23 protein-coding genes and 1 pseudogene are annotated in these 23,745 nt (G+C 58.9%); 10 read left to right on the top strand and 14 right to left on the bottom strand.

What is annotated here, in order from left to right; translation table 11 throughout:
• Positions 1 to 9 precede the first annotated feature (9 nt).
• Together C4J88_RS10220 and C4J88_RS10215 are read left to right on the top strand one after the other, a co-directional pair.
• Positions 10 to 1,338, top strand: coding sequence for an MFS transporter (locus C4J88_RS10220; protein ID WP_124403738.1), 1,329 nt, complete (start codon positions 10 to 12; stop codon positions 1,336 to 1,338).
• A gap of 87 nt (positions 1,339 to 1,425) precedes the next feature.
• Entirely contained in the window at positions 1,426 to 2,343 is a 918-nt protein-coding gene (locus C4J88_RS10215; protein WP_124403737.1) for an amidohydrolase family protein, read from the top strand.
• On the opposite strand, the gene C4J88_RS10210 is transcribed toward C4J88_RS10215, so the two are convergent.
• The 6 genes from C4J88_RS10210 to C4J88_RS10185 all read right to left on the bottom strand — a co-directional run bounded on the left by C4J88_RS10210 (position 2,326) and on the right by C4J88_RS10185 (position 8,525).
• On the bottom strand, positions 2,326 to 3,057 hold the full coding sequence (locus C4J88_RS10210; protein ID WP_124406848.1) for an IclR family transcriptional regulator: 732 nt from the start codon (positions 3,055 to 3,057) through the stop codon (positions 2,326 to 2,328). The two genes, C4J88_RS10215 and C4J88_RS10210, sit on opposite strands and share 18 nt — an antisense overlap.
• A 329-nt stretch (positions 3,058 to 3,386) precedes the next feature.
• Positions 3,387 to 4,412, bottom strand: coding sequence for an amidohydrolase (locus tag C4J88_RS10205; RefSeq protein ID WP_124403736.1), 1,026 nt, complete (start codon positions 4,410 to 4,412; stop codon positions 3,387 to 3,389).
• 21 nt (positions 4,413 to 4,433) lie between these two features.
• On the bottom strand, positions 4,434 to 5,723 hold the full coding sequence (locus C4J88_RS10200) for an OprD family porin (protein ID WP_372237496.1): 1,290 nt from the start codon (positions 5,721 to 5,723) through the stop codon (positions 4,434 to 4,436).
• Between the two features lie 91 nt (positions 5,724 to 5,814).
• Positions 5,815 to 6,687: an ABC transporter permease gene (locus tag C4J88_RS10195; RefSeq protein WP_124403734.1), complete on the bottom strand. Its 873-nt coding sequence runs from the start codon at positions 6,685 to 6,687 to the stop codon at positions 5,815 to 5,817.
• Positions 6,680 to 7,492 carry an ABC transporter ATP-binding protein gene (locus C4J88_RS10190; RefSeq protein WP_124403733.1) on the bottom strand — a complete coding sequence of 271 codons (813 nt, stop codon included), beginning with the start codon at positions 7,490 to 7,492 and terminating at the stop codon, positions 6,680 to 6,682. Before C4J88_RS10190 ends, C4J88_RS10195 begins: the two co-directional genes overlap by 8 nt.
• A 1-nt stretch (position 7,493) precedes the next feature.
• Positions 7,494 to 8,525, bottom strand: coding sequence for an ABC transporter substrate-binding protein (locus C4J88_RS10185; protein WP_164487526.1), 1,032 nt, complete (start codon positions 8,523 to 8,525; stop codon positions 7,494 to 7,496).
• Between the two features lie 228 nt (positions 8,526 to 8,753).
• Here C4J88_RS10185 and C4J88_RS10180 point away from each other — a divergent pair, with 228 nt between their 5' ends.
• On the top strand, positions 8,754 to 9,674 hold the full coding sequence (locus C4J88_RS10180) for an SMP-30/gluconolactonase/LRE family protein (RefSeq protein WP_124403731.1): 921 nt from the start codon (positions 8,754 to 8,756) through the stop codon (positions 9,672 to 9,674).
• 44 nt (positions 9,675 to 9,718) lie between these two features.
• Positions 9,719 to 10,570: pseudogene (locus C4J88_RS10175) on the top strand (MFS transporter); the annotation flags it as partial.
• A gap of 88 nt (positions 10,571 to 10,658) precedes the next feature.
• Here the strand turns inward: C4J88_RS10175 and C4J88_RS10170 are convergent.
• Genes C4J88_RS10170 through C4J88_RS10150 form a run of 5 tightly spaced genes read right to left on the bottom strand, consistent with a single transcriptional unit; the run spans position 10,659 to position 15,762 of the window.
• Positions 10,659 to 11,939, bottom strand: coding sequence for a multidrug effflux MFS transporter (locus C4J88_RS10170; RefSeq protein WP_124362244.1), 1,281 nt, complete (start codon positions 11,937 to 11,939; stop codon positions 10,659 to 10,661).
• On the bottom strand, positions 11,936 to 12,781 hold the full coding sequence (locus C4J88_RS10165) for an alpha/beta fold hydrolase (RefSeq protein WP_124362243.1): 846 nt from the start codon (positions 12,779 to 12,781) through the stop codon (positions 11,936 to 11,938). The genes C4J88_RS10170 and C4J88_RS10165 overlap by 4 nt, the downstream gene beginning before the upstream one ends.
• 34 nt (positions 12,782 to 12,815) lie before the next feature.
• Entirely contained in the window at positions 12,816 to 14,108 is a 1,293-nt protein-coding gene (locus C4J88_RS10160; protein WP_124362242.1) for an FAD-binding oxidoreductase, read from the bottom strand.
• Positions 14,109 to 14,166: 58 nt separating this feature from the next.
• Positions 14,167 to 14,589 carry a RidA family protein gene (locus C4J88_RS10155; protein WP_124362241.1) on the bottom strand — a complete coding sequence of 141 codons (423 nt, stop codon included), beginning with the start codon at positions 14,587 to 14,589 and terminating at the stop codon, positions 14,167 to 14,169.
• Between the two features lie 33 nt (positions 14,590 to 14,622).
• Entirely contained in the window at positions 14,623 to 15,762 is a 1,140-nt protein-coding gene (locus C4J88_RS10150) for a tyramine oxidase subunit B (RefSeq protein WP_124403730.1), read from the bottom strand.
• Between the two features lie 185 nt (positions 15,763 to 15,947).
• Between C4J88_RS10150 and C4J88_RS10145 the strand changes: the two genes are divergently transcribed.
• The 6 genes from C4J88_RS10145 to C4J88_RS10120 all read left to right on the top strand — a co-directional run bounded on the left by C4J88_RS10145 (position 15,948) and on the right by C4J88_RS10120 (position 20,332).
• Positions 15,948 to 16,775: a helix-turn-helix domain-containing protein gene (locus tag C4J88_RS10145; protein ID WP_124408606.1), complete on the top strand. Its 828-nt coding sequence runs from the start codon at positions 15,948 to 15,950 to the stop codon at positions 16,773 to 16,775.
• A 169-nt stretch (positions 16,776 to 16,944) separates the two neighbouring features.
• Positions 16,945 to 17,673 (top strand): response regulator, encoded by a 729-nt coding sequence (locus tag C4J88_RS10140; RefSeq protein WP_124362239.1) that lies wholly within the window; start codon positions 16,945 to 16,947, stop codon positions 17,671 to 17,673.
• Complete coding sequence (locus tag C4J88_RS10135; protein WP_124362238.1) at positions 17,670 to 18,761, top strand: ATP-binding protein; 1,092 nt, start codon at positions 17,670 to 17,672, stop codon at positions 18,759 to 18,761. The genes C4J88_RS10140 and C4J88_RS10135 overlap by 4 nt, the downstream gene beginning before the upstream one ends.
• Before the next feature lie 48 nt (positions 18,762 to 18,809).
• On the top strand, positions 18,810 to 19,019 hold the full coding sequence (locus C4J88_RS10130; RefSeq protein WP_124362237.1) for a hypothetical protein: 210 nt from the start codon (positions 18,810 to 18,812) through the stop codon (positions 19,017 to 19,019).
• A 42-nt stretch (positions 19,020 to 19,061) separates the two neighbouring features.
• Entirely contained in the window at positions 19,062 to 19,424 is a 363-nt protein-coding gene (locus tag C4J88_RS10125; RefSeq protein WP_124362236.1) for a hypothetical protein, read from the top strand.
• A complete protein-coding gene (locus tag C4J88_RS10120; RefSeq protein ID WP_124362235.1) occupies positions 19,412 to 20,332 on the top strand; it encodes an ABC transporter six-transmembrane domain-containing protein in 921 nt (306 codons plus the stop codon). The genes C4J88_RS10125 and C4J88_RS10120 overlap by 13 nt, the downstream gene beginning before the upstream one ends.
• Here the strand turns inward: C4J88_RS10120 and C4J88_RS10115 are convergent.
• From C4J88_RS10115 to C4J88_RS10105, 3 genes are all read right to left on the bottom strand, one after another.
• Positions 20,321 to 21,262, bottom strand: coding sequence for a helix-turn-helix domain-containing protein (locus C4J88_RS10115; protein WP_124362234.1), 942 nt, complete (start codon positions 21,260 to 21,262; stop codon positions 20,321 to 20,323). The two genes, C4J88_RS10120 and C4J88_RS10115, sit on opposite strands and share 12 nt — an antisense overlap.
• A gap of 75 nt (positions 21,263 to 21,337) precedes the next feature.
• The gene (locus tag C4J88_RS10110; RefSeq protein ID WP_124362233.1) at positions 21,338 to 22,117 is read right to left on the bottom strand and encodes a 2-keto-4-pentenoate hydratase; all 780 of its coding nucleotides are present in this window, start codon (positions 22,115 to 22,117) and stop codon (positions 21,338 to 21,340) included.
• On the bottom strand, positions 22,114 to 23,721 hold the full coding sequence (locus C4J88_RS10105) for a bifunctional 3-(3-hydroxy-phenyl)propionate/3-hydroxycinnamic acid hydroxylase (protein WP_124403729.1): 1,608 nt from the start codon (positions 23,719 to 23,721) through the stop codon (positions 22,114 to 22,116). Before C4J88_RS10105 ends, C4J88_RS10110 begins: the two co-directional genes overlap by 4 nt.
• Positions 23,722 to 23,745: the final 24 nt, after the last annotated feature.

Raw genomic sequence — 23,745 nt, 5'->3', positions numbered from 1 at the left:
GAGAGCCTCATGACTACAGCAACGTCCCCCATAAGCGAGCTAGAGCGCAGTACGATGCACAGGGTCGCCTGGCGAATCCTGCCCTTCCTGATCATCTGCTATTTGATCGCGATCATAGACCGCGGCAATATCGGCATGGCTTCGCTGCAGATGAACGGAGACCTGGGCCTGACGGCGAAAGTTTTTGGTTTCGCGAGCAGCTTGTTCTTCGTTGCTTATTTCCTCCTCGAAGTACCCAGTAACCTGGCCATGCAAAAATATGGCGCGCGTATCTGGATCGCCAGGATCATGATCACGTGGGGGCTCATCTCTGCGGGTACAGCGTTCGTGCAGGGCGCCCATTCGCTGTATGTGATGCGATTTCTGCTCGGCGCCGCCGAGGCGGGCTTCTTCCCTGGCGTACTTCTTTACCTCACCTACTGGCTGCCCTCCGCTTATCGTGCACGGATGGTCGCGATCTTCATGGTGGCTATTCCTGCGGCCAACTTCATTGGCTCGCCACTGTCCGGCCTTTTGCTCAGCCTGGATGGCTGGATGGGGATGCGCGAGTGGCACTGGCTATTCATTCTAGAAGGCATACCCGCTGTATTGCTGGGACTTGCCTGCCTGTTTGTGCTGACGGATCGCCCCGAGCAAGCCAAGTGGCTCACTGATGAACAGCGTAGCTGGTTGGCTAAACGCCTGGCTGAAGAAGCCTCGAAAAAAACTGCAATCGGGCATATCTCCTTGTGGAAGCTGCTGCGCCATAAAGACATCTGGGTGCTCGCACTGATTTACTCGGGCGCGTCCGCCGCTGGCAGCACCATGAGCGTATGGGCCCCTCAGCTGCTCAAGACCTTCGGGTTGAGTTCCCTGGAGATTGGCCTGGTGAACGCCATTCCCTATGGCATCGCCTCGGTACTCATGATCTTTTGGGGACGCAGTTCCGATCGCACCGGGGAACGTCGCTGGCACACGGCAACGACCTTGTTGCTGATCGCGGCTGGGTTGCTCATGACGCTGTTCACCTCCTCGCTGATCGCGACCGTCATTATGCTCACCATGGTTCTGGTCGGGGCATACTCAATGAAAGGCCCATTCTGGGCACTGGTTTCCGGCTGGCTGTCATCCTCCACCGCCGCCGCAGGGCTCGCGGCAGTCGGCGCGATGGCCAACCTGATCGGTGGCGGCCTGATGGTGAATGCCTACGGTGCGATCCACGATGCAACCGGCAGTTATGCCCTGGCGCTCATGCCGCTGGCAGCCCTCTGCACATTGGCCGGAGTCATGGTTTTGGTGGTCGGTCGCAAGCGTCAGCGCGAACAAGCCGAGCTGGGCGCGTCCATGATCGCCAAGTAGATACTTCTTAATCAAGGCTACGATGCCAGCGCTTCCCTATCGGAGCGTTGGTATCGCGATGTAAAAATAATAACAAGAGGTTTTGCGATGCTTCTATCTCGTCGCCGCTTTCTGCAAGCAGGCAGTGCACTGGGCGCTGCTGCGTCCATGGGCGCTTTTGCAAACGTTCCTTTCAGCCAAGGGGATGAAAGGCCGAAGCTTACGCCACCGGCCGGCAGCGTGGATTGCCACATGCACCTGTATGACGGCCACTATCCCACTGCACCCAATGCAACCTTGTTCCCGCCCGATGCTTCACTGGAAGATTATCGTCAACTGCAAAAACGCCTGGGCATGAAAAGGATGGTTATCGTAACGCCATCCACGTATGGCACCGACAACCGCATTTTGCTCGATGGGTTGCTTCGCAGCCGCGGCGATGCACGCGGGGTCGCGGTTGTCGATGGCTCAATCACCGACAGGGAGTTGGCGCGCCTGGACAGCGCCGGCGTGCGCGGCATACGGTTTAATCTTAGTGTTGGCGGTGCGGCACTTAATGACCTGGAATCGCTTGCCTTGCGCGTGAATGAACTGGGCTGGAACGTTCAGATTGCACCCGGCCCGCTTCTGGTCGATCTGGAGCCCCGATTGGCGAAGCTTGCGGCAAAGGTGGTCATCGATCACATGGGACATGTGCCACAACCGGATGGACTGAACTCTGCCGCCTTCGCCTCGATCACCCGGCTGCTGAATAATGAAAAAACCTGGGTCAAACTGTCCGCCCCTTACTTGCGTTCAAAGACAGGGGCGCCGAGGTATGAAGACGTCAGCAAGGTAGCCAGCGCGCTGATCAAGCATAACGCCGAACGTATGCTGTGGGGGAGCGACTGGCCCCACCCGACACTTGCAATAGACCAGAAACCTGATGACGCTAATATCCTGGATCTGTTGGCGTTCTGGGCTCCGGACGCAGGTACACGCGAATTGATTCTGCGCGACAACCCCACCTCACTTTACGGCTTCTGACTCCACTCCGGCGGTTTGGCCGTCCGCCGGCTTTAGCCCCAGGCTGCGCATCAGGTCGCGCGCAGCCTCGAAGAAAATGTCCTTCAAGTTATCGGCGCACTCCTCTGTCAGTCGGCTGGCAGGCCCTGATATGACGAGCGCGCCCATCAACTCTTGCTGCCCCCCGTAGATCGGCAGCGCGATAGAGGACGCATGCGGATCCGTCGCACCGCGAGAATAGTAAGGCTTTTCCAGTGCAATGCCGACATGAAAAGGTGCCCGCAACGCCTGGGCTCCAGCTGCCTCGTCCATGGGACGCATATCGCCAGGCTGCATATTGAGTCGCAGGCGATGTGAAGAATTCACGCGGTACTGACACATCCGATAGGCGCCATGGCGAACATAGAAAGAAACGGTCTCACCCGTTTGACCGGAGAGGTGCAGCAGTCGCGGCATCACATGACGCTCAAGATCAAGCGACTCCTGATACACCGCGTTAAGCCTCATGACCTCGCTGGCCAACTGATAACGCCCGTCGGTCATCCGCGTGATGTAGCCTTGGTTTTCAAGCGAAACCATCAAGCGCATGATCGTGCTCTTGATGAGCCCCGTTCGTGCCACCAGCTCAACCAGACTCAACGCAGAATCGCCGATTCGAAATGCAGACAGAACGGTCAAGACTCGGTCAGCCGAAGCCACACCGTTCACCGCTGGACGCGGCCGCGCCTTTACCATCGAATATACCTCTATTGCTGGGCCCGTCTGAAAAACTGTCAGGGCAGGAAAATCCATTATCTTACAACGATAGTCTCCTCGCCATCCCCGTGACTATTGCGTAGCCAAGGGTGGGTTTGGTCGTACTGGAATAGTCGTTTGGGGAGAACACCCTGCTGCTGATCACCGCACTTCTGCGGGGCCTTCCGCTGACCACAGAGGGATTTTCCAGCCTTTGAACGCTGTGTAAATACCTATGCCGTGATGCGTGGGCCAGGTTGATCTTCGTCATCGGTGCGATGGTGAAGCGTCGCGGACGCATGACCGAGCGTTTAGTTGGAATACCGCCGTCAGTTGCCCTCCCCCAGGTACACCTCGCCAGCCGTTCCACTGAACAACCTGTCCTTCTGGTCGTCAGTGAAGTCGAAAACCACTCGCTTAAAGGCATTCCACAACACAAGGTAGCTGAACATCCCTTTATCCACCGGAAAATTGCTTTCGAACATGCAGCGCTCGACACCGAACGTTTCGATCGCATGCATCAGGTAGGGTCTCCAGAGTTGGGCAAGCTCAGAGGAGCCAGGAGGATCAAGCTGCGCATCCAGATCGAAACCTGCCACTCTCATGCCCAGACCGCCGAGTTTCATCCTTATGTTCGGATACCGCGCCAGCCGCACCAGCATAGAAGCCCAATGAACAAAGACCTCATCCCGTCTTCCAGCATAGGGGCCCGCGCCCAACGGCCCGCCCAAGTGATCCACAACAATGATGAGTTCAGGGAAAGCCTTCGCCAACTCTACGACCTCGTCCAACTGAGTGTGATAAGCCCATACATCGAGGCTGAGACCGTGTCGCGCCAAATGAGCGGCTCCCCGCCGAAACGCCGGCACTTGCAGCAAGCCGGGAGGCGCAGGTTTCGGGTTCGATACAAGCCGCTGATCAGCATGCCAGGCGGTGGTATTGCGTATACCCCGGAATCGATTTCCTGCTCTGTGCCGCATCAGCTCCAGGACTGGCGCGACATCATCACCCAATAAAAGATTTGCACCGCCGACAATGGCTGCACACATGCGTAAATCCCCCATCAGCCCACTCGCACTGTGCGCCGCAACGCCATTGGCGTACTCGACCTCACCCAAAGTCTGAACAGGTTCAGCGTCATCGACGGACAGCATCGAACGACACTGAATGTAAACCGACGCAACCACTCGATGTCCGCCGGTTACATCGGCCAAATAGTCTTCGGCCAAGTATCGCTGCCCAGGTCGTTCCCACAAATGATGGTGCGCATCGACAATAGAACGAGCAGGGTCGAGGATAGGTTCTTGCACCCGCGCAAGCCAATCCGGTCGTACAGGTGCATGGGGAGATTGCATGATCACTCCAGGACTGGACGTTTAGAATAACGGCAGTGTGTAGTTGACGATCAGGCGATTCTGATCACCATTACGCGCGGCCTCGCTGCGCGCCATACCGTTGCGCCAGGCGAACCCGACCCCTTTGAAGGTGCCCGTCTGTACAACATAGTCCAGCGACACGTCTCGCTCCCACTCTGACTGCTCCGCTCCACTTCCGGTTTGAATATGGTCCCCCTTGAGGTACATCACAGAGGCTTTAAGTCCTGGAACACCAGCAGCCGCAAAGTCGTAAGCGTATTGCGCAAATCCGGTGCGCTCACCCGCACGCGTAAAACTGAGCAGCATTTTGTCGGTCCACAGATACAGGCTGCTGCCTCCCGCGCCTTTATCGATGGAACCCTGGTTTATCTGAACGAAATTGCTGTTATCGGATACATCCTGATAGCCCAGCGTTACAGCGTGGCCACCCAGGCGATAGGTGAGTGCCGCGCTCCACAAACTGTTATCAACCTCGCCGTCCCCATCCGCCGTGTAGCCACTGGTCACGTAGCCTTGAGAGCGGCCGGCAGCGGTGCCATTGGCCCCGTCGGAGCGAGTACGGAAATAGCGCAGGTCAGTGGCCAGGGAACCCACATCGCCAAGACTCCAACTGTGGTTGAGCCCCAGAAAATTCTGCGTGTAATAGTCCTCGAGCTGCCCGGTGTAGTACTGGAGCGTGAGCGATTTATCAACGCGATAATCGACCCCGGCGAAGTAAAAACGGTTGCTTTGCTGGGTACCCCCACTCACAGCCAGCCCGGTGCGGTCAGTAGGGGCTCGCCCCGTTGCACGATCCAGCGCGCCACCCATCAATGTGAAGTCCTTGAGCTCCCTGGACTGTATCTGTACGCCCTGGAACGTTTGCGGCAACAGACGGCCGTCCGACGCCACAAGGACCGGAATCTTTGGCATCAACTGACCATACCGAAGCTCGGTTTCGCTCATTTTCAACTTGGCCGTCGCGCCAAACCGACTCCACTCATTTACAGCCCCGTCGCCATCGGACGGAATCATCGAACTGCCCGGATGACGCCCACGCCCGCTATCCAATGTAATGCCGAGCATACCCATGGCATCCACACCGAACCCTACAACGCCAGGTGTGTAACCGGAGCGATAGTCAAGCAGAAAGCCCTGGGCCCATTCCTCAATCATGGAAGGCTTGGCCGGTCCGTCCCGGTTGTCGCTGTTGAAGTAAAAGTTACGCATTGACATATCGGCGTGACTATCTCTAAGAAAGTCAGCATGTGCATGCACGCCAACAAGACCCCAACACAAGGCTACCGTCAGTCGAGAGAAGGTGATTACGGTTTTCAAGGCAAATGCTCCCAACGAGCGCCTGGTGGACGCCCGGAGTTAATTATTATGGCGTTATTGTTGATTAGCCCTGCATGCCCCAACGACGCACGGTGAGGACTTCGATACTGCGGAACACCAACCCTTCAACCACTAGGCCGATGACAATCACCATCAGTAAACCCGCGAATACGTTGGGGGTTTCCAATGCATTGCGATGCTGGAAAACATACCAGCCCAACCCGCCTGAATTGCCCGACACACCAAACACCAATTCCGCGGCAATCAGCGTACGCCAGGCAAACGCCCAACCAATCTTCAAGCCTGCAAGGATTGAAGGTACGGCCGCGGGAATCAGAATCCTGAGGACAAGGCCCAGACCACGCAGACCGTAATTTCGCCCAGCCATGCGCTGCGTTTGACTCACCGACTGAAACCCCGAATACGTATTGAGTGAGACGGCCCAGAGAACGGAGTGGACGATCACCAACATCAAGCTTTGAATCCCCAGGCCAAACCACAGCATGGCCAATGGAAGAATGGCGATGGCTGGCAAAGGGTTGAACATGGCCGTCAATGTCGCCAGCACGTCAGTACCCAGCCGAGTCGAGACCGCCAATGTGGTGAGCACAGCAGCCAGCGCAATAGCCAATGCGTAGCTGATCAACAGTACTTTGAGCGAACTGGCCACCGCCAAGGGCAACACCCCACTGGCCAAATCCTGCGCCATTGCGACAGCGGTCTCGCTGAATGTAGGAAACATGAGGGAATTACCCAGGTAGCGTGCATAGACCTCCCAAATCAACGCCAGCACCACCAATACCAGTGATCGTCGCACGCCAGCATTGGCGTAAAGACGCTCCACCAGCCCCAGGCGACGGGCAATATCACCGACCTGTCCGGTTCTGACAGGGGCATACTCGATATCTGGACGTGCTTGAATCACTTGCTTATTCATGAGCAGTCTCGCTGTGACCAAAGAGCATTCGATTGATACGCTGCTGAAATGCCCCGAAGGCTGGCGACCCCTGCTCGGCAAAGCCGAATGCACTTGCGTCGAGCTCGGCACGCACCTGTCCGGGATGCGGGGTCAGCACTAGAATCCGCGAACCCAGCACGATGGCCTCGTCAATGGAATGGGTAACGAACATCAGCGTGAAGGGCGCCTGCTCCCATAACGCCAAGAGTTCCTCCTGCATGCGCCGTCGAGTGAGCGCATCAAGCGCTGCAAACGGCTCGTCCATCAACAAGACGGCGGGCTCCATCGCCAGGGCTCGGGCAATAGCCACACGCTGCTTCATGCCTCCGGAGAGCTGATGCGGGTAGGCATCCTTGAATTTTTCAAGCCCCACCTTTATGGCTGCACGCGTGGCGCGCTCGACAATCTCATTGCGTGGAAAGCGGCCGGATACCCGAAGCGGGAACATGATGTTGTCAAGAACGGTCTTCCATGGCATCAGTTGATCGAACTCTTGAAACACCATCATCCGATCCGGACCGGGTTCGCGCACAACCTGTCCCTCCAGGCAGATCTGCCCGGCGGCGGGCTCGATGAACCCACCCACACTCTTGAGCAGGCTCGACTTACCGCAACCCGACGGTCCCAGCAGCACAAAACGATCATTGCGCTGCACATTAAAAGATACCCCATGAGTAGCCGTGATCAACTGTTCGCGCGTCTTGTACTGCAACGTTACGTTCTCGACGGTGAGCAGCGCGCGGGTCGCGACCTCAGGACGAGAAAGGGATGAGAGAGCCCCCATATCAGCTACCCTCCCCTTCGGATACTGGCGCGAAGAACACCTGTCGCCAGTCACTTGGAGCGGTTTTGAGCGCCCCCGAACGCACCATGAAGTCTGCCAGCGCCATGACGCCGTGAGGTTGCACCGACCACTCGCCACTCACTTGACGCAGCATCGCCTCCACTTGGTCAACTGAAAGACTTGAAGACTCACTGGCTAAAAACAGTTCTGCGGCCTTACGCGGCTCTTTACGGATGTAATCGTTGGCCTCGCTGATGGCGGCCACTACCGCAGCGCTAAGCTCTGGGTTTTTCTTGACGAAACGCCCGGTGCTGGTCAGCACGCCACTGGTCATTTGCAGGTTCAGTTCGGTGGAAAAGTCGAAAAGCTTGCTGACACGCGGGTCCTGGGAAAGCTGATAGCTATAAGGGTTTGGCCCGATGTAAGCCTTGACCCCTGTTCTATTAAGCAAGCTCGAGGTCGCATCGGGATGCGGCAGACTTACCATGAGGTTGTCCAATCGGTGCACCCCATCGGGGCCGAATTGGCGCTCCGCAGCCATTTGCAGCAACAGTGCCTGCTGACCGCTTGGAGAGCTGACCGCGATCTTGTCGTCGGGCTTGAAGTCCGCAATGGACTTGATAGAAGGATCATTGACGAAAAGACCGTTGTCACCCGCCACAAGGCCACAGAGCACGCGGACATCCAGTGAAGTACGGGTCTTGCTCCAAGCCACCAGAGTCCCTGAAAGGCCATAACCTCCGATGTCCACATTGCCGCTGAGCAAGGCATCATTGATAGCTGGCGAACCGCTGATGCGTTTGATTTCAAAGGTGGTTTGCGCTTGACCATGGGCTTTGGCATGGGCCTGGAACATACCCAGCTTGTCGGCGACCGTGACCGGGAGGTAGGCATAGCCGTACTGGATGGCGAGCGTGACTTTATCCTGCTCGGTTTGAGCGCATGCGGGGCCAGCTAAAAGCGCGCAAGTGATGGAGGCGAAGCAAGCGGATAACGCAGGGCGACAACCCTTTTTCCGGAACGAACGGAGCATACGGACGACCTCATTATTTTTGTTTTTTTGAAATGCCATTTCTTTTTATATGGCACACAAAGCGAACTCGTCGTCAAGCTCGTGGATTTACCTGATCTAAATTCTATTTTTTAGACATAGACAGATCGCCTTTCGTCAGAAATTGTTTTATTTTGAAACGACATTGCATTAAACAAGATTAATAACAATTCATGGGCGACCACGCCCATCCCGCCGCCAGGAGCGAAAATGAGTTTTTTTGCCGCCCCACCGACCCTCCAGACCAGCGTGTTCACGCGTCTGCCGGACCACTTTCGCAACGCACGTCCCTCGGCCTGGGCGAATGCCAACCGCCAAGGTCGAGCAATAGATTCGTTTCTGGAAGGGCCGTCGTTTGATCGAGAAGGTCGCCTGTATGTGACCGATATCCCCAACGGGCGCATCTTCAGGGTTTCCCCTCTCGGCGAATGGGAACTGGTATGCACTTATGACGGGTGGCCGAACGGCCTGAAAATCCACCAGGACGGGCGCATCTTCATCACGGATTACAAGCACGGGATCATGGTGCTCGATCCGACAACCGGCGATATTCAGCCATTTCTGGCGTCGGCGGGGTCCGAAGGGTTCAAGGGCGTGAATGACCTCGTCTTCGCGCCGAATGGTGACCTGTACTTCACCGATCAAGGCCAAACCGGCCTGCAGGATGCGAGCGGTCGGGTTTACAAACTCGACATCAATGGCAACCTGACTTGCCTGCTCAATACCGTCCCGAGCCCCAACGGCATCGTCTACGACCCCAACCTGAATCACCTGCTGATTGCAGTCACTCGCGCCCAACAGATTTGGCGTATCCCGCTTGGCAACGGATCAATCGTTGGCAAGGTCGGGGGCTTCGCCCAGTTGCACGGAGGCCTCGGCGGCCCCGATGGGCTGGCGCTTGATGCAGAAAGCAATCTCTACATTGCGCACACGGGCTTCGGTTCCGTCTGGAAACTTTCGAAAGTGGCAGAACCGCTGCAACGCATCGTTTCTTGCGCGGGCATCAGCAATACCAACCTGGCGTTTGGTGGCGAGGACGGTCAGACGCTGTTCATTGTCGAGTCCGAAACCGGGAGCATTCTGCAAGTCGAAACCGCCGCACCCGGATTGCCGATGTACTCCCATGCCTGAATCCGCAGTGCAGTTCACACAACAACTATAAGAGACGTGACAACATGACTTACGACAATCAGAGCAACTCTGCGCCGCTTGATGACGCCGAGGGTGAGCGCCTGATGCGCCGCATCCTGTGGCGCGTCGTTCCGTTCATTTTTATCTGCTATGTCATCAGCTATCTCGACCGCACAAACGTAGGGTTCGCGGCGATCAGCATGAACAAGGATCTAGGGCTGACCGCAACGATGTTTGGATGGGCCGCCGGTCTATTCTTCTTTGGCTATTTCATTTTTGAAATCCCCAGCAACCTCCTGATGCAACGCTTTGGCGCGCGGATATGGATTGCTCGCATCATGATTACCTGGGGCCTCATTTCCATGGCTACGGCGTTCGCTACCGGCCCAATCAGCTTCAGCATTGCACGCTTCCTGCTGGGGGTTGCCGAGGCCGGATTCACCCCAGGGGTTTATCTGTACTTCACCTACTGGTTCCCGGGTAAGTGGCGCGCCAAGGCGACCGCCGCATTCCTGCTCGGCATACCAGTGGCGAACATCGTCGGTTCACCGCTGTCGGGTTGGTTGCTCGAACAACACGGCGTTTTGGGGTTACAGAACTGGCAGCTACTGCTCATTACCGAAGCGCTGCCCGCTGTACTTCTGGGCATCGCGTGCCTCTTTTTGCTGGTAGACACTCCCTTGAAGGCTCGGTGGTTATCGGATCGCGAAAAAACCTGGCTCAACAATCGCCTGTCTGAAGAGCAAAAAGCAATTGGCGCCTCCCATGGCAACACGTTGCGGGCAGCCCTGACCAATCCGAAAGTATTCACGCTCGCGGCCATTAACTTCTGCTGCATCGTGGGCTCGGTCGGTATCGGTATCTGGCTCCCGCAAATCATCAAAAGCCTGGGCATCTCCAGTGGAGCTCTGGGTTTTGTCGTCGCCCTGCCCTACGTGGTAGGCGCAATCGCTGGCAGCTGCAAGGCCGTCGGACACCGCGTTGTCATTCACCAACGGGACGTGCGCGGTGTTGATGAGCAACGCACCGGGTTTCGTCCGTGCAATCTCGGCAATAACGATCAGATAACGGGTATGCGGCGTCAGCAGGCATCGCCGGCGCGCACCGCGCAATGCCGTATGCCAAAAGGCAGCCAAGCCCGCAACAGCCCACCACCAGGCACATCGGCCATGGCGTGCCGTCCGCTATGCGGCTGACCCACAGGCTCGCCAGCCCCCCGAAGGCGAACTGCATTGAGATCCCCAGTGCGACGCTTGCCCCCGCCTGCGTCGGGAACATATTCATCAGGCTTGCCGTGCAATTGGCCCCCAGCAACCCGGTGACACCCATGTACAGCATTAGGCACAACACGATACTGGTCAGGCCGACCCACTGCGTGTATCCCGCGACCATTAACGCTAGCCCCGCTCCACCCGCCACAACTGCGCCAAACCCCAGCATACGTGGTGGCCCCAGGCGATTGACCCAGTGGGCATTGATAAAGCTCACCATGATGATGCCTAAAATATTTAGGCCAAACAGCGCACTGAACGTGCGCGGCGACACACCGAAGTACTCCACGTACACAAAGGGCGAAGCGGTGATAAAGGCGAACACACCGCCAAACGTCAGTGACATACATAGGATCAATGCCACTGCCCGGGGTTGACGGAGAATACTCGGATAGGCCGCAAACGCCGCTTTCACAGAGGTGCTTCGAGCCTGCGGCGACAGGCTCTCTTCTAAGCCCACGCTGACCATCAGCAGGCACAGCCCACATAGTAGGAATAGCACGGCGAATATGGTGCGCCAACCATCGATCAGTACCAGCCAGGTGCCGACCATTGGTGCGACCAGCGTCGCCATCATCGTCAGCATTTGCATCCAGGACAGCACCTTCGCGGCCTGCGCCAGGCCGTACAGATCTCTGGCCACAGTCCTGGCCAGCACCATTGCACCGGCCCCGCCAAGCGCCTGGATAAAGCGCCAGGCGATGAGTTGCTCGATGTTTGCAGCAAACAGGCAACCCAGCGTCGCCAGACCGTACAGCACCAGGCTTCCCAGCAGCAACGGGCGCCGCCCATAGCGGTCCGACAGCGGACCATAAAACAACATGCCCAGGCACAAGCCAGCGAGGAAAATGCTAATCGTATATTGCACGTGAGCAGTGCTGCTCGACAGTTCAACAGCAATCCGCGGCAGGCTGGGCAGGTAGGTATCGATAGAAAAAGGCACGAAGGCCGTCAGCGAGGCCAGCAGAGCAACCAAGCGCAAAGTGGGCTTCATTCGGAGCGCGCAAGGCTTGCAAGAAAGTCTGCAACTAGCGCATTGAATACAGCACCTTGATCGTCGTGAACATAGTGACTGGCGTCGGCGACCTCCACCGTCCGCACGTGCGAGTTGCTGGCCCTCATCGCCTGCAGCGCCGTGGGGGGCAGAAAGTCCGAGCAGCTGCCGCGAATGAACAAGCTTGGGCAATCCAGCGCGCGCACCGCTGGCCACAAATCCGTCGGTTCGATACTCAGCCGTGCCTCGGCGATCCCCTGCTGATCATGGCGCCAGGCAATCACGCCGTCACACTTTTGCATCGAATATGTCAGCCTCGACGCTAGGCCCTGCTCCGATAAGCCCGGGCGTGAAGCCTTCCAGAATGCGCGGGCCGCCTCCCAACTGTCGAAGTGCAACGGCGTCTGGCCCATCTCGCGGCGAATACGCGCAGCGCCATCGCCTTGGCTTGAGGAGCCGGGGCCAATGTCCTCGATGATTAAGCCATCCAAACGACCCGGATGTTGCCGCGCATACTCGAGAGCGTTAGCCCCACCCAATGAGTGCCCCAGCAAGACAAAACGCTGCAGATCCACATGGGCGATCAGGTCCTCAAGATCCTCAACATAAGACTGCGTGTGGTAGCTCGCGGCCGGGGCCCAGTCACTCAGCCCGCGACCGCGCTGGTCGAGGGCGTAGATGCAATAACCACCCCCCAACGCCTCGACCAACGACTCCCAGGTCTGTGCATAGGCGCGCAAGCCATGCAACAGCACCAGCGGCACGCCGCTCGGGTCGCCCCAACGTAAAAAATGCAAACGCAAGCCGGCGCGATTGGTGAAAAAGCGGCTGTCTGGGGACATGATTTTGCTCCGTGAGTGCAGGGCCTGGATCGACTTAGAAACGATCGAAGCGATAAGGGCTGGGATCGATGATGGGCGCGTGCCCGCTGACAATATCCGCCGCCAGGTGACCCGCCGCCGGTGAAGTACCAAAGCCGTGCCCGGAAAAACCGGTGGCCACGGTCAGGCCGGGAATTTGCGCGACCGGGCCTATTACCGGGTTGGAATCCGGGGTCACATCGATGGTGCCTGCCCAGGCTTGAGCGATCCGGGCTTGCTCGAATACCGGCCAGGCCGCCTTGAGGTTGTTCATCGCATCATTGTTCAGCCGCGGGTTGGCGGCGGGGTCTTGCGTGCGTACACGCTCGAACGGGCTGATGCTGTCGGCCGACCAACGCCGGGGCAGCGCCAGGTCGTTGAAAAAATACTTGCCCAGCGACACGTTCAACACGCTGCGCTGCGCACGAAATTGCGGCATGTATTGCTTGGCAAGCAACAGGTGATCGAGGGTCAGGAAGGCGTCCAGCTTGCCACGCTGGGTAATGATGAAGCCGCCGTCCTTGTGTTTGCGAAACGAAAAGTCCGGCGCGCCCACGGCAATTTCAGTAGGGCCCTGCATCGGATGGGTACGCAACACCGAGCAGGTCAAGGCCAGCGTCGGCAAGGACACACCGAGGTTGCCCAAAAAACGCCGCGACCACATACCGCCGGCGAGCAATACCTGATCGCAGCGGATCTCGCCTTTTTCAGTAACCACGCCACTGACTTTGCCGGCAGACATCTGCAGCGTACGCACCGCACATTGCTCGATGATCACCACGCCCAGGGCCATGGCCGCCTTGGCAATCGCACTGCTGGCCAGGGTCGGCTCCGCACGCGCGTCGGACGGCGTGTAGATCCCGCCGGCCCAGTCGCCCTCGCCGCCCGGCACCAATTGTTCGATCTCGCGTTTGCTCAGCAATCGAGAATCAAGGGACAGATGCTCGACCGACTTGAGCCAACCTTCATGCATGGCCATTTGCGTGTCGTTGCGGGCGACAAACATGATGCCTTCTTGCCGATAGCCCACATCCGCGCCCACCCGCTCGGGCATTTGCGCCCACAAGCGGTCTGCGGCCAGGGCCAGCGGTATATCGTGCGCGTGCCGGCTGGTCTTGCGCACCCAGCCCAGGTTTCGCGAGGACTGCTCGCCGGCAATACGGCCTTTTTCCAGCACCACCACCGGAATATTGCGTTCGGCCAGCGTCAGTGCAGCCGTCAAGCCGATGATGCCGCCGCCGATAATGACGACGCAGGTCGCAGTGGGAAACACGGTGGACGTATCCACGGGCGCAATCGTCGGGGCCATGATCAAGACTCGATAAGCAATTAAGGTCAGCCGCGCACGCGCACAGCCACGTAACGGGTTACTGCGACAGGCGAATGACGTCGACTTGCGCCTTGGAAGCGTTGCGATAAGCCGTCACTTCCAATTCCACCTTGTAGACCGTCGAGCCCAGCGGCGGGCACGTAACGGTGCTGGCCGGATCGACGCCGCGAAACTTCTCGCCGATCAAGGCCATCACCGCCGGCACATCCTTGGGGTCTTGGATGAACACGCGCGAGCACACCACATCGGCCAGGCTGGCATCGACGGCGGCCAGCGCGGTTTCGATGTTGGCGAAGACCTGGTGCGCCTGCTCGAGGACGTCTTCCGGGATCAATTTGGTTTGAGGGTTACGGCCGGCGGTGTTGGAAACATAGATCCAGTTGTCCACCACCACCAGGCGCGAATAGCTGGCTTGGTCTTCAAACGGGGAACCGGTCTTGAGCTTGATGATTTTTGTCATGTCGAAGGTCTCTTCAGTTGTATAGGAAATGGCTCAGCGCAGCTCCGGGGTTTCCCACAGATTCAGTTTCACGCCGATGCCTCTTTCGATTGCATTGCGGTACACCACGGTGCCCCAGGCCACGTCTTCCACGGGCATGCCGCCGACCGACATGATGATGATTTCTTCATCGTTCCTGCGCCCTGGGGCATCGCCGGCAATGATCTTGCCGATGTCTTCAAGCTGTTCGGGTTGCATCGTGCCTTCGGCGATCATGTCCATGAAACGCACCCCGATCACCGGCACGCAGTGGTGGGCAGGCTTGGGCAATTCTTCGAACCAGGCTTCGTAGAGGCCGGTGTTGTCCAGCACCTTGCGCACGTCGGCACGCTCCATCCCTTCATCCAGGGAGCAGGATGCCGGCATCGCCATGAAGGCCCCCGGTTTGACCCACTCGCGTTTAACGATTGGGTAGATTGAGGGGTCGCCCGTCTTACCGGAGCTACAATAAGTAACAAGGTCGGAATCACGGACCACTTCTTCGAGGCTATCGACCACTTTAATCGTGGTTACCTGGGGGTAGGTTTCCTTCACCCAGGCGATAAAATCGTTCAGGCTTTTCTCGCCTCGGCCCTTGATCTTTAACGTATCGATTTGCGGGCAAACGGCGATGAATGCGGCGAGCGTGGTCTTGCCCATCACACCCGGGCCGAGCAGACCGACCACCGTTGAATCCTTGCGGGCCAGGTGCCGCGCGCCCACGCCGGGGATCGCGCCGGTGCGATAGGCCGACAGCAGGTTGGCGGACATATGCGCCAGCGGCGCGCCGGTGTCGGGGTCGTTGAGGGTGAACATCAGAATCGAGCGGGGCAGGCCTTTTTCGCGGTTGGCAATATTGGAGCCGTACCATTTGACGCCCGCAGTGCAGAAATTGCCGCCCAGGTAGGCCGGCATCGCCATCATGCGCCGGTCAGCGGTGGGCTTGGGCATGTTCGGGAACGGCGAATCCTTCGGGAATATCACAATGGCGCCGTGGGAATCATTGTTCGGCCCGGCCATGCGATAGTCGCCGCTATACAGCAGGCCGAACATCTCTTCCATGGTGTTCACACAGGCGAGCATGTCGGTCACGCCAGCGCGGATCATGTCCTGCTCGGACAGGTAGATGAAGTCTATTTTTTTAGTAATGGACATAATTATTCTCGGACTGGAGGTAATATCGCTGCGGTAGGCGCTGCTCCCACGCTATCGACCTTGAGTATCAGCGGGCGAATTTCGGCGGTATTGTAAATTTCGGACATCACGGTGCATTCCGCGCGCACGTACTGGCGCGATAAATGCGTGATTATTCCCGGATGTCTCCACTTGAAGGTGCTATGATGGTCAACCTGTGCGCGCCGACGCTGCGGCACCACACCGCGTACGAACAACCCTGGTTCGTGCTCAACTCATCGCGGTATTCGGTAGTGCCTTCCGATCACCCGGCGATTTCGCATTTCTATGCCTTTGACGTTGCCGACTCGGCCGACCTGCTGGCGGTCCCGGATGGCTGTGTGGACATCGTGTTCGACTGTGATGCCACGCGCCCCACCGTGAGGATTTGTGGCACGCCGTTGGAGGCGCAGCGGGTCCAGTTGCTGCAGGGTCATCATTACTTCGGCGTGCGCTTTTCGCCGGGGGTGATTCCGGGTTTCATCAACGTCTTGGCCGAGGACCTGACCGAACAGGAATGGGACCTGCTGGAAGTGTCTGCATTTGCCCAGCGCATTTTCGAGAGCATCGTCCAGGCCCCGCAGTTGCAGGAGCAAATGAAGCTGTTCAACGACTACCTGATCCCGCGCTTGATGGGCAGGACCTCAAAGCTGACGGCCATGGTCATTCAACAGGCGCTCGCCCACCGCGGCGACCTGCGCATCCAACAGCTTGAACACCTCAGTGGCTACACCAGCCGTAGCATTCATCGCCAGTTCAGCCAGGACACTGGCCTGTCACCCAAGACCTTCTGCCGGATCATCCGCTGCCAGGCGGCTCTGGAAACCCTGAATACCCAGCACGATGTATCGTTTTCGGAACTCGCCCTGGACCTGGGCTTTTCCGATCAGTCGCACTTCCTGCGCGACTTCAAGAAACTGGTCAGTACAACGCCCTGCGAATACCAACGCACAATGCTGCGAAACGCCTATAACGAGCGCATCAGCTTCGCCTGAAACCCCGCCCTCCCTTCCCTCGCCGGGAAATTAAGTTTCGGTCTCCATCATTTCTCCATAAACCCTACGCTGAACGTGCATGCTGATGAGGCATCATCCAATCCGTTGCTGAAAAACTGCGCACCGTTGCAGCATTGAGCCACGGCATAGCACATCGACCGAGCAGACCATGACTGAATCATCCCTTGCATCGAGCGCCAACCAGGCGCTGATCCTGATCGCCGAAGACGAGCCGGAGATTGCCGATATCCTCGCGGCCTATCTCAAGCGCGCCGGCTTTAAAACCGTGCATGCGCAGGACGGGCGGCGCGCGCTTGAGCTGCATCAGGCGCTCAAGCCCGATCTGGTGCTGCTCGATGTGCTGATGCCGAAGCTGGACGGCTGGATGGTGCTGGCGGAAGTTCGTCATCGCGGCAACACGCCGGTGATCATGCTGACGGCCCAGGATCAGGACATGGACAAGCTCATGGGGCTGCGCATAGGCGCCGATGACTACATCGTCAAACCCTTCAACCCGGCGGAGGTCATCGCCAGGGTCCAGGCAGTACTGCGCCGATGCGCCGATCAGGGACATGGCAGCGGCCACAGTGTGCTGCGCGTCGGCCCATTCGAGATCGACATCGACAACCATGAGGTAAGCGTGCGCATCGGCACGCAAAAACAGCCGTTGCAACTGACGGTGACCGAATTCAGGTTGCTCGCGCAGTTGGCAAAGTCGCCGCGTCGAGTGTTCAGCCGCGCCGAACTGCTGGTGCTCTGCTCACCTGAGAGCGACAGCCTGGAGCGTACGGTCGACAGCCATATCAGCAAATTGCGCCGCAAGATCGAAGACCTCGGCATGCGCGGCGTGCCGGCCAGCATCCGGGGCGTCGGCTACCGGTTCGGGAGCCAGGCATGAACGTCAGCAACAGCATGAGCCGGCAGATCATCTTGTCGATGACCGCCGTGGTGCTGTGTGTAATCGCACTCGCGGTCGTCGGCACCTATGTGTTCTATGCATTGCTTTGGACCCTGTCGCCCCCGACGCAGCTGGAGCTGGAGGCGGATGAATGGTTGCCCAGTGGCGTAGAATGGGCCTGGATGAGCTTGATTACCTGCGTCAGCCTGGGCGTCGGCGTGGCGGTGGCCGTCAAATTGTCCCGACGCATTCTCATGCCGCTGAACTCGGTGGCGGCCAGTCTGCGCAGCCTGGCCGACGGCGACCTGGATGCACGGGCAGTGGCGCCAGACGTTTCTCCGGGCGAAGCTGCCCGCCTGGTGAATGACTTCAATAGCATGGCGAACCGATTGAAACGCATGGCCGAAGAACAAGCCTTCTGGAACGCCGCGATTGCCCATGAACTGCGCACCCCGCTGACCATCCTGCGCGGCCGTCTGCAAGGCCTGGCCGAGGGTGTATTCAAGCCTGACACTTCGCAGTTCTATAGTCTCCTCAGCCAGGTCGAAGGGTTGACGCGCCTGGTTGAAGATCTGCGCGTGGTGGGCATGGGGGATAACGGCTACCTGAAGCTGGAAATCAAGCATGTCGAGCTGGCCGACGCGCTGGAGGCCGAAGCGCGGTTGTTCGAACCCAGCCTGAACAGTGCCGGTTTCGTCCTGCTGCTGGACCTGCGCAAGGGCCCCGTGCACTGCGATCCCGCCCGCATCCGCCAGGCCTTGCTGGCACTGCTGGACAACATCCGCCGGCATGCCACGCCGGGCAACGTCAGCGTTCAGCTCGGCAGTGACGAGCGCGGCAATTTCCTGAGGGTCGCGGATGAGGGTCCGGGTGTCGACGAGCCGTTCGCCGCCCTTATTTTCGATGCGTTTCAGCGTGGCGACAGTTCGCGTTCCCGCGCCCAGGGCGGCAGTGGCCTGGGCCTGGCCGTGGTGCGTTCGATCGCGCTGGCCCATGGCGGCGCCGTGGCCTGTCGAACACTTGTAAATGGCGGCACTTTATTTGAACTCAGTTGGCCAACGGCAACCCTTTTGAATATCGAACCCTGACAACCTTGAAGCGAAGTTTGCTCTATTAACACCCACCAAGGTGATGGCATGCGTCTCCGTATCTCTTTATTCAAAAGAGCAATTAAATATCGCCACTTTGCCTTACTGGACCTACAAGGACGTTGTATCGCATTCATGAGTTGCGAAGAAATCCCCAACAGAGGTGAATGGATGGAAGTCGAAGCAGTCAATCTCGCCTGGCTCAATCAAACGCTGCCAGGCCTTGAACGCCGGGCAGCGATCAGCCACACCGTGTAATGCCTGGCACCCTTGTTTAACGTTCCAACGTGGATAACTGTTATGCCGACACTGCATTCAGCGCGGATGCCTATCGCCCTTAAACAACTGGAAGCGTCACTGACGCTCTACACATTCAAACTCAAAAAGGTGCAGCGCTTCTGTATTCCCCTGCAAAAGTACGCGCCTTCTTGTGTCTTGGCCCTGTGGCTGTTGGGCGTATGTGCATCGCTGATAACCCAATCCTATTATCACTGGCTGCTGACAGCGCCGACCATCTGCATCCTGATCACCCTGGAAATCATCATCGAAGAAGTCCAGATCGATCTGTTGTTGATGACCGACGAAGCGCGTCATCGGCTCGGCATCTCCCGCGACTTTCATCAACGCGCAACGCGCGACACAGGTGCACCATGGCATCCGTAACACCGCCGATTCTGCTCGAAGAAAGTAAAAAACTGGGACAGCAATCTGCCAGCCAGACCCTCAAGGCCATCGCCAGGGCCTATCCCGGTAAATTGTTCGGCACCTTATCGTTGGTCGCACTGGAAAATGCGCTGCTGCTGGCCTACCCGCTGTTCGCCGGGTTTGCCGTGGACTCGATCATCCGCGGCGATGCCGCCAGTGCATTGTGGTATGCCGCCGTGGTATTGGGCTTCTGGGTGGTTGGCGCGGCGCGGCGGGCGCTGGATACGCGCACCTTTACGCGCATCTACGCCGACCTTGCGGTACCGGTAATTCTCAACCAGCGCCTGCAACGCCACAGCACCTCCAAGGCGGCGGCGCGGGTGGTGCTGGCGCGCGACTTCGTCGACTTTTTTGAAAAGCACGTGCCGACAATCGCCACCGCGCTGGTGTCGATCGTCGGGGCGGCGGGCATGCTGTTGGTGATCGAGCCCTGGGTCGGCCTGGCCTGTCTGCTGGCGTTGCTGCTATGCGTCACGCTCATGCCGGGCTTCGCGCGGCGCAACCAACGCTTGCATGAGCGCTTGAACAATCGGCTGGAAAAGGAAATCGGCCTGGTGGAAACGGTCGGGGCGCATACCTTGCACCGCCACTATCAGGTGCTGTCGCGGCTGCGCATCGGGCTATCGGACCGTGAAGCAGTGGCGTTCCTGTCCATTGGCATTCTGGCGGCGCTGCTGTTCGTGGTCGCGATCACCCAACTGGCCTTGGCGCCAGCGGTGAAAGCCGGGCATATCTACGCGGTGATGACCTACCTGTGGACCTTCGTCAGTTGCCTGGATGAAGCGCCTTCGATGATCGACCAACTGGCGCGGCTCAAGGACATCGGCAAGCGGGTGGACCCAGGCCTGGCGGATTCAGCGCGGTGACCTGCGCGTTTCCGACGGCGATTCGCCGAACAGCTCGCGGTAATGCGTGGCGAAATGGCTCAGGTGAAAAAAACCCATGGCCACGGCGATTTCACCGACGTTTTTCTTGCTCGGGCAGGTTGCGATCAGGCGTCGCCTGACCGCGTTGAGACGCAAATTGCGCAAGTACTCTACTGGCCGCATACCGGTCACTGCCTGAAAACTGTTCTGCAGGGTTCTGCGACTGACGCGCAACTGCTCGCAAAGGTCCAGGATGCTCAGCGGGGTATCGCCACTAGCAATGATCAATTCCTGGCTGCGTCTGACCAAATAGGCGCTGACCGCGAAATTGCCACGCCGGCCACGCACTTCGTCGCCTGCGTGGGTGAACAGATCGAGGAACGCACCGAGCAGCTCATCTTCCAGGATTTTTTCCGACGCCGGGCTGATGGCGTCCGCGTGTTCCAGAAAGTGACGAAACAATAGGTGAATGCGCTGACGAATGCGCAGCAGTGACGGTTCATCCACGTTAAGCGCGGGCACGCTGGTCAAACGCTTGAGCTGATCATTGGATAACTCGAAAGCCGCCAGTTTGGCGAAACGCACGGCATCGACGTTGAATGCAAAAAAATGCGTGCCTTGCGGCGCATGCAGCACGAACTCTTCGGCATCACGCAGCAGCACCACGCTTTGCGCGCTTACCCGTTGCCCCTGGACCACCGGAGGGTTGCCCAGTGACATGGCTGCGCACAAGCGGCCCTGGGGCGAACGGCCATGCTGCACCACCCGCTTGTCCAGCACCTCCTGGAAGATCTGGAAGCGATCACCGGTCAGTTGCCGCAGCTCACTGGTCAGGCAGCCGCGACCGAGCTGGTCATAGACCTGCTGCCAACCCTGGATCGAGCCGGCGTGCTGTTGAGAGTCATTGAAGGTTCGGACTTCAGCGAGCATATTCGTCATTCCTCGGCGGCCGGGTTCTTGCTTTTGGCCTGAAGGTGGCTCAGTCATCCGTGACATCGGTTGGCGTTACACAGGCGCAACGTCCGCCTGGAAAACCAAAGCCAGTTCCGTGCCAAGCATGTGCAGATGATAAGTGCCTGGGTGAATATCCATCGGCGCCAGTAGCGCACCGGAAAGCACCACCTGCCCGGCCTCTACGCGATGACCATCGGCCAGCAAGCGCCGCACCAGCCAGCACAGGTTGAACAGGGGGCTGTCTTCTCGGTCCTGGGTATCGCCGCTGCCCAGATACACACCCTCATGCTCCAAGTGATACGCCACGCACGCATGCCGGACAGGATCGAACGGCACAGGCTGCCCTACACAGTACAGTGCCGCGGCGGCGTTATCGGCCAGGAACGCGCCAAGCCCGAAATGCCAGCCCTGCCAGCGACAGTCGGCGATCTCGAACGCCGGCGCCACCTCGGCGATGGCCGCCAGAATCTCCTCATCCCCGTAGTCGCCCGCTACCAGCGTGCGCCCGAACACAAACGCCAGTTCGACCTCAAGCTTGGGCTGAATCAACCGCTCAAATGACACCGTGCTGCCCGGCTCGACCTCCATGACCGCCGTGAGGCCGCCATACACCGGCTCGTCGAGGCCAAAGCGCGCTTGCGCCGCGCGGCCTGCAAAGGCGACCTTCCAACCGCTCAGCCGCTCGCCGCCGGCCTGGCGCCGTGCCAGCCCCTGAAGCTGCAGACCGTAGCCTTCCAGCCGGTCCAGCGCCTCGGGCGGCAACGGTGCAATGGGCTGGGCGGTGCGCCAGGCCTCGTACAGTTGGCCGAGCAGTGCGTTGGCGCCACTCATGAAAGTTGCTCCGCCAGTTTGCGCAGTACGCCATCAAGCCGCTCCGGAGTGGTAATCGCCGCGACAAATCGGTCCGGACGCACCACCACGATGCAGTCACGCACCTTGGAGAACCATTCGCCCAGGCGGTTATCCACGTCCTCCACACTCACGGCGTCGCTGGCCGTCAACGGCTGGTTTCGGCCCACGCCGCTGCGCGACCGGTTGACCTGGATGAAACAGGTGCCCCAACGTGCCCAATAATCCGCCATCGGTTCGCTGAGGTGCTCGCGCGGATTCACGCGGTAACCCAGCACGGCATAGCTGTTGCCGAGGACTTCGTCCAGGCGCCGGCGCTGACCTTGCGCATCTTCGATATTCGGTTGGATGAACAGTTGCCCGACTAGATCATCCTCACGCAATTCGGCCCGCTCGTGATAGACCAGCCCTTTGGTGATGGTCGCCTTGGGTTTGAACTTGAACTCCAGCAAGTGCGAACGCAGGTTGTCGACGCTGTTGACTGCCTGGAACAGCCAGTCGCGCACGCCTGCCATCAGCGGGTTGGTCAAGCCAAGGACGGCGCCCATATTGTCGGCCAGGGCTACCAGTTCAGTGGCGTGACCACGGCGTTCCTGGTCGTAACTGGCCAGGATCGAGGGCGCCGCACGCCCCTGGATAATCGCCGCGAGCTTCCAGGCCACGTTGGCCACATCGCGCAGGCCGGAATTAAGGCCTTGCCCGGCCCAGGGCGGAGAAATATGCGCCGCATCACCCACCAGCGCCACACGCCCTTCGACAAAGCGCGCCGCGACGCGCGAGTGGTGGGTATAGGCACGAATGCGAATGACATTGAGGTCGTTTACGGCATCGCCGATATGCCCGTGGATCAGCTTGCGAATCGTTGCCTCTTCGCACATTTTCGCTTCGTCCTCGCCCTCCATCAGCATGAATTCCCAGCGCCGCTGCTGGTACGGCAAATAGATGCACACGAAAGGCCGCTGCGGATCGGCATGCAACGCGGTGTAGGGTGCGTCCAGCGTGTCGTTGGCTGTATCGACCACCACCCATTTGCGTGGATGGGTCAGCCCCAGCAGTTCGATACCGAGTTTTTTACGCACCGTGGAGCGACCGCCGTCGGCACCGATCACGTAGTCGGCTTGAAGCTGGTAGGTCTCGCCGTCGGCACCGCGCACCTGCAGGGTCACGCCCTGATCGTCCTGCGCAAGTTCGAGCAGTTCGTGGCCCTGGCGCAACTCGACGCTGGCGCGCTGCCCGAGATGCTCACGCAAGGTGCCTTCGAGCAGTTGCTGCATGAAAATATTGCGCATCGGCCAGCCGTAGTGGGCAGCACTTGGCTTGACCTCGGCGAAACACACGCCGCGCGCGTTGTAGTAGCGCAGCGGCACATCGCAAATCATGTCGCGTACCGCCAGTTCGGCGATACCGATGCCCTGCAACACACGCAATGCCTCATCGTCCATGCCCACGGCACGGGGATAAGGCAGGATGCCGTCGGCCAGTTCAAGGACGATGCAGTCGATACCGTACATTCCCATATAGTGCGCGGCCGTGATGCCATTGGGGCCACCGCCCACGATGACAACCTGGGTCTTCTCCTGCTTCATCGCTATTCACCGCTTTCTTGTTGT

This window comes from Pseudomonas sp. R4-39-08, from assembly GCF_003852275.1.
In the GTDB taxonomy this organism is placed as follows: Bacteria; Pseudomonadota; Gammaproteobacteria; order Pseudomonadales; family Pseudomonadaceae; genus Aquipseudomonas.
The sequence above is the reverse complement of the archived record's forward strand: the minus strand, read 5'-3'. Positions and strand labels throughout refer to the sequence as shown.

Excerpts from the sequence above, each read along its gene's own strand:
- C4J88_RS10215 (WP_124403737.1), top strand. The coding sequence starts at position 1,426 with ATGCTTCTATCTCGTCGCCGCTTTCTGCAAGCAGGCAGTGCACTGGGC.
- C4J88_RS10125 (WP_124362236.1), top strand. The coding sequence starts at position 19,062 with ATGCCGACACTGCATTCAGCGCGGATGCCTATCGCCCTTAAACAACTG.
- C4J88_RS10130 (WP_124362237.1), top strand. The coding sequence starts at position 18,810 with ATGCGTCTCCGTATCTCTTTATTCAAAAGAGCAATTAAATATCGCCAC.
- C4J88_RS10140 (WP_124362239.1), top strand. The coding sequence starts at position 16,945 with ATGACTGAATCATCCCTTGCATCGAGCGCCAACCAGGCGCTGATCCTG.
- C4J88_RS10155 (WP_124362241.1), bottom strand. The coding sequence starts at position 14,589 with ATGACAAAAATCATCAAGCTCAAGACCGGTTCCCCGTTTGAAGACCAA.
- C4J88_RS10105 (WP_124403729.1), bottom strand. The coding sequence starts at position 23,721 with ATGAAGCAGGAGAAGACCCAGGTTGTCATCGTGGGCGGTGGCCCCAAT.
- C4J88_RS10115 (WP_124362234.1), bottom strand. The coding sequence starts at position 21,262 with ATGCTCGCTGAAGTCCGAACCTTCAATGACTCTCAACAGCACGCCGGC.
- C4J88_RS10185 (WP_164487526.1), bottom strand. The coding sequence starts at position 8,525 with ATGCTCCGTTCGTTCCGGAAAAAGGGTTGTCGCCCTGCGTTATCCGCT.
- C4J88_RS10160 (WP_124362242.1), bottom strand. The coding sequence starts at position 14,108 with ATGGCCCCGACGATTGCGCCCGTGGATACGTCCACCGTGTTTCCCACT.
- C4J88_RS10145 (WP_124408606.1), top strand. The coding sequence starts at position 15,948 with ATGGTCAACCTGTGCGCGCCGACGCTGCGGCACCACACCGCGTACGAA.
- C4J88_RS10150 (WP_124403730.1), bottom strand. The coding sequence starts at position 15,762 with ATGTCCATTACTAAAAAAATAGACTTCATCTACCTGTCCGAGCAGGAC.
- C4J88_RS10165 (WP_124362243.1), bottom strand. The coding sequence starts at position 12,781 with ATGTCCCCAGACAGCCGCTTTTTCACCAATCGCGCCGGCTTGCGTTTG.
- C4J88_RS10180 (WP_124403731.1), top strand. The coding sequence starts at position 8,754 with ATGAGTTTTTTTGCCGCCCCACCGACCCTCCAGACCAGCGTGTTCACG.
- C4J88_RS10190 (WP_124403733.1), bottom strand. The coding sequence starts at position 7,492 with ATGGGGGCTCTCTCATCCCTTTCTCGTCCTGAGGTCGCGACCCGCGCG.
- C4J88_RS10120 (WP_124362235.1), top strand. The coding sequence starts at position 19,412 with ATGGCATCCGTAACACCGCCGATTCTGCTCGAAGAAAGTAAAAAACTG.
- C4J88_RS10220 (WP_124403738.1), top strand. The coding sequence starts at position 10 with ATGACTACAGCAACGTCCCCCATAAGCGAGCTAGAGCGCAGTACGATG.
- C4J88_RS10110 (WP_124362233.1), bottom strand. The coding sequence starts at position 22,117 with ATGAGTGGCGCCAACGCACTGCTCGGCCAACTGTACGAGGCCTGGCGC.
- C4J88_RS10135 (WP_124362238.1), top strand. The coding sequence starts at position 17,670 with ATGAACGTCAGCAACAGCATGAGCCGGCAGATCATCTTGTCGATGACC.
- C4J88_RS10195 (WP_124403734.1), bottom strand. The coding sequence starts at position 6,687 with ATGAATAAGCAAGTGATTCAAGCACGTCCAGATATCGAGTATGCCCCT.
- C4J88_RS10170 (WP_124362244.1), bottom strand. The coding sequence starts at position 11,939 with ATGAAGCCCACTTTGCGCTTGGTTGCTCTGCTGGCCTCGCTGACGGCC.
- C4J88_RS10205 (WP_124403736.1), bottom strand. The coding sequence starts at position 4,412 with ATGCAATCTCCCCATGCACCTGTACGACCGGATTGGCTTGCGCGGGTG.
- C4J88_RS10210 (WP_124406848.1), bottom strand. The coding sequence starts at position 3,057 with ATGGTAAAGGCGCGGCCGCGTCCAGCGGTGAACGGTGTGGCTTCGGCT.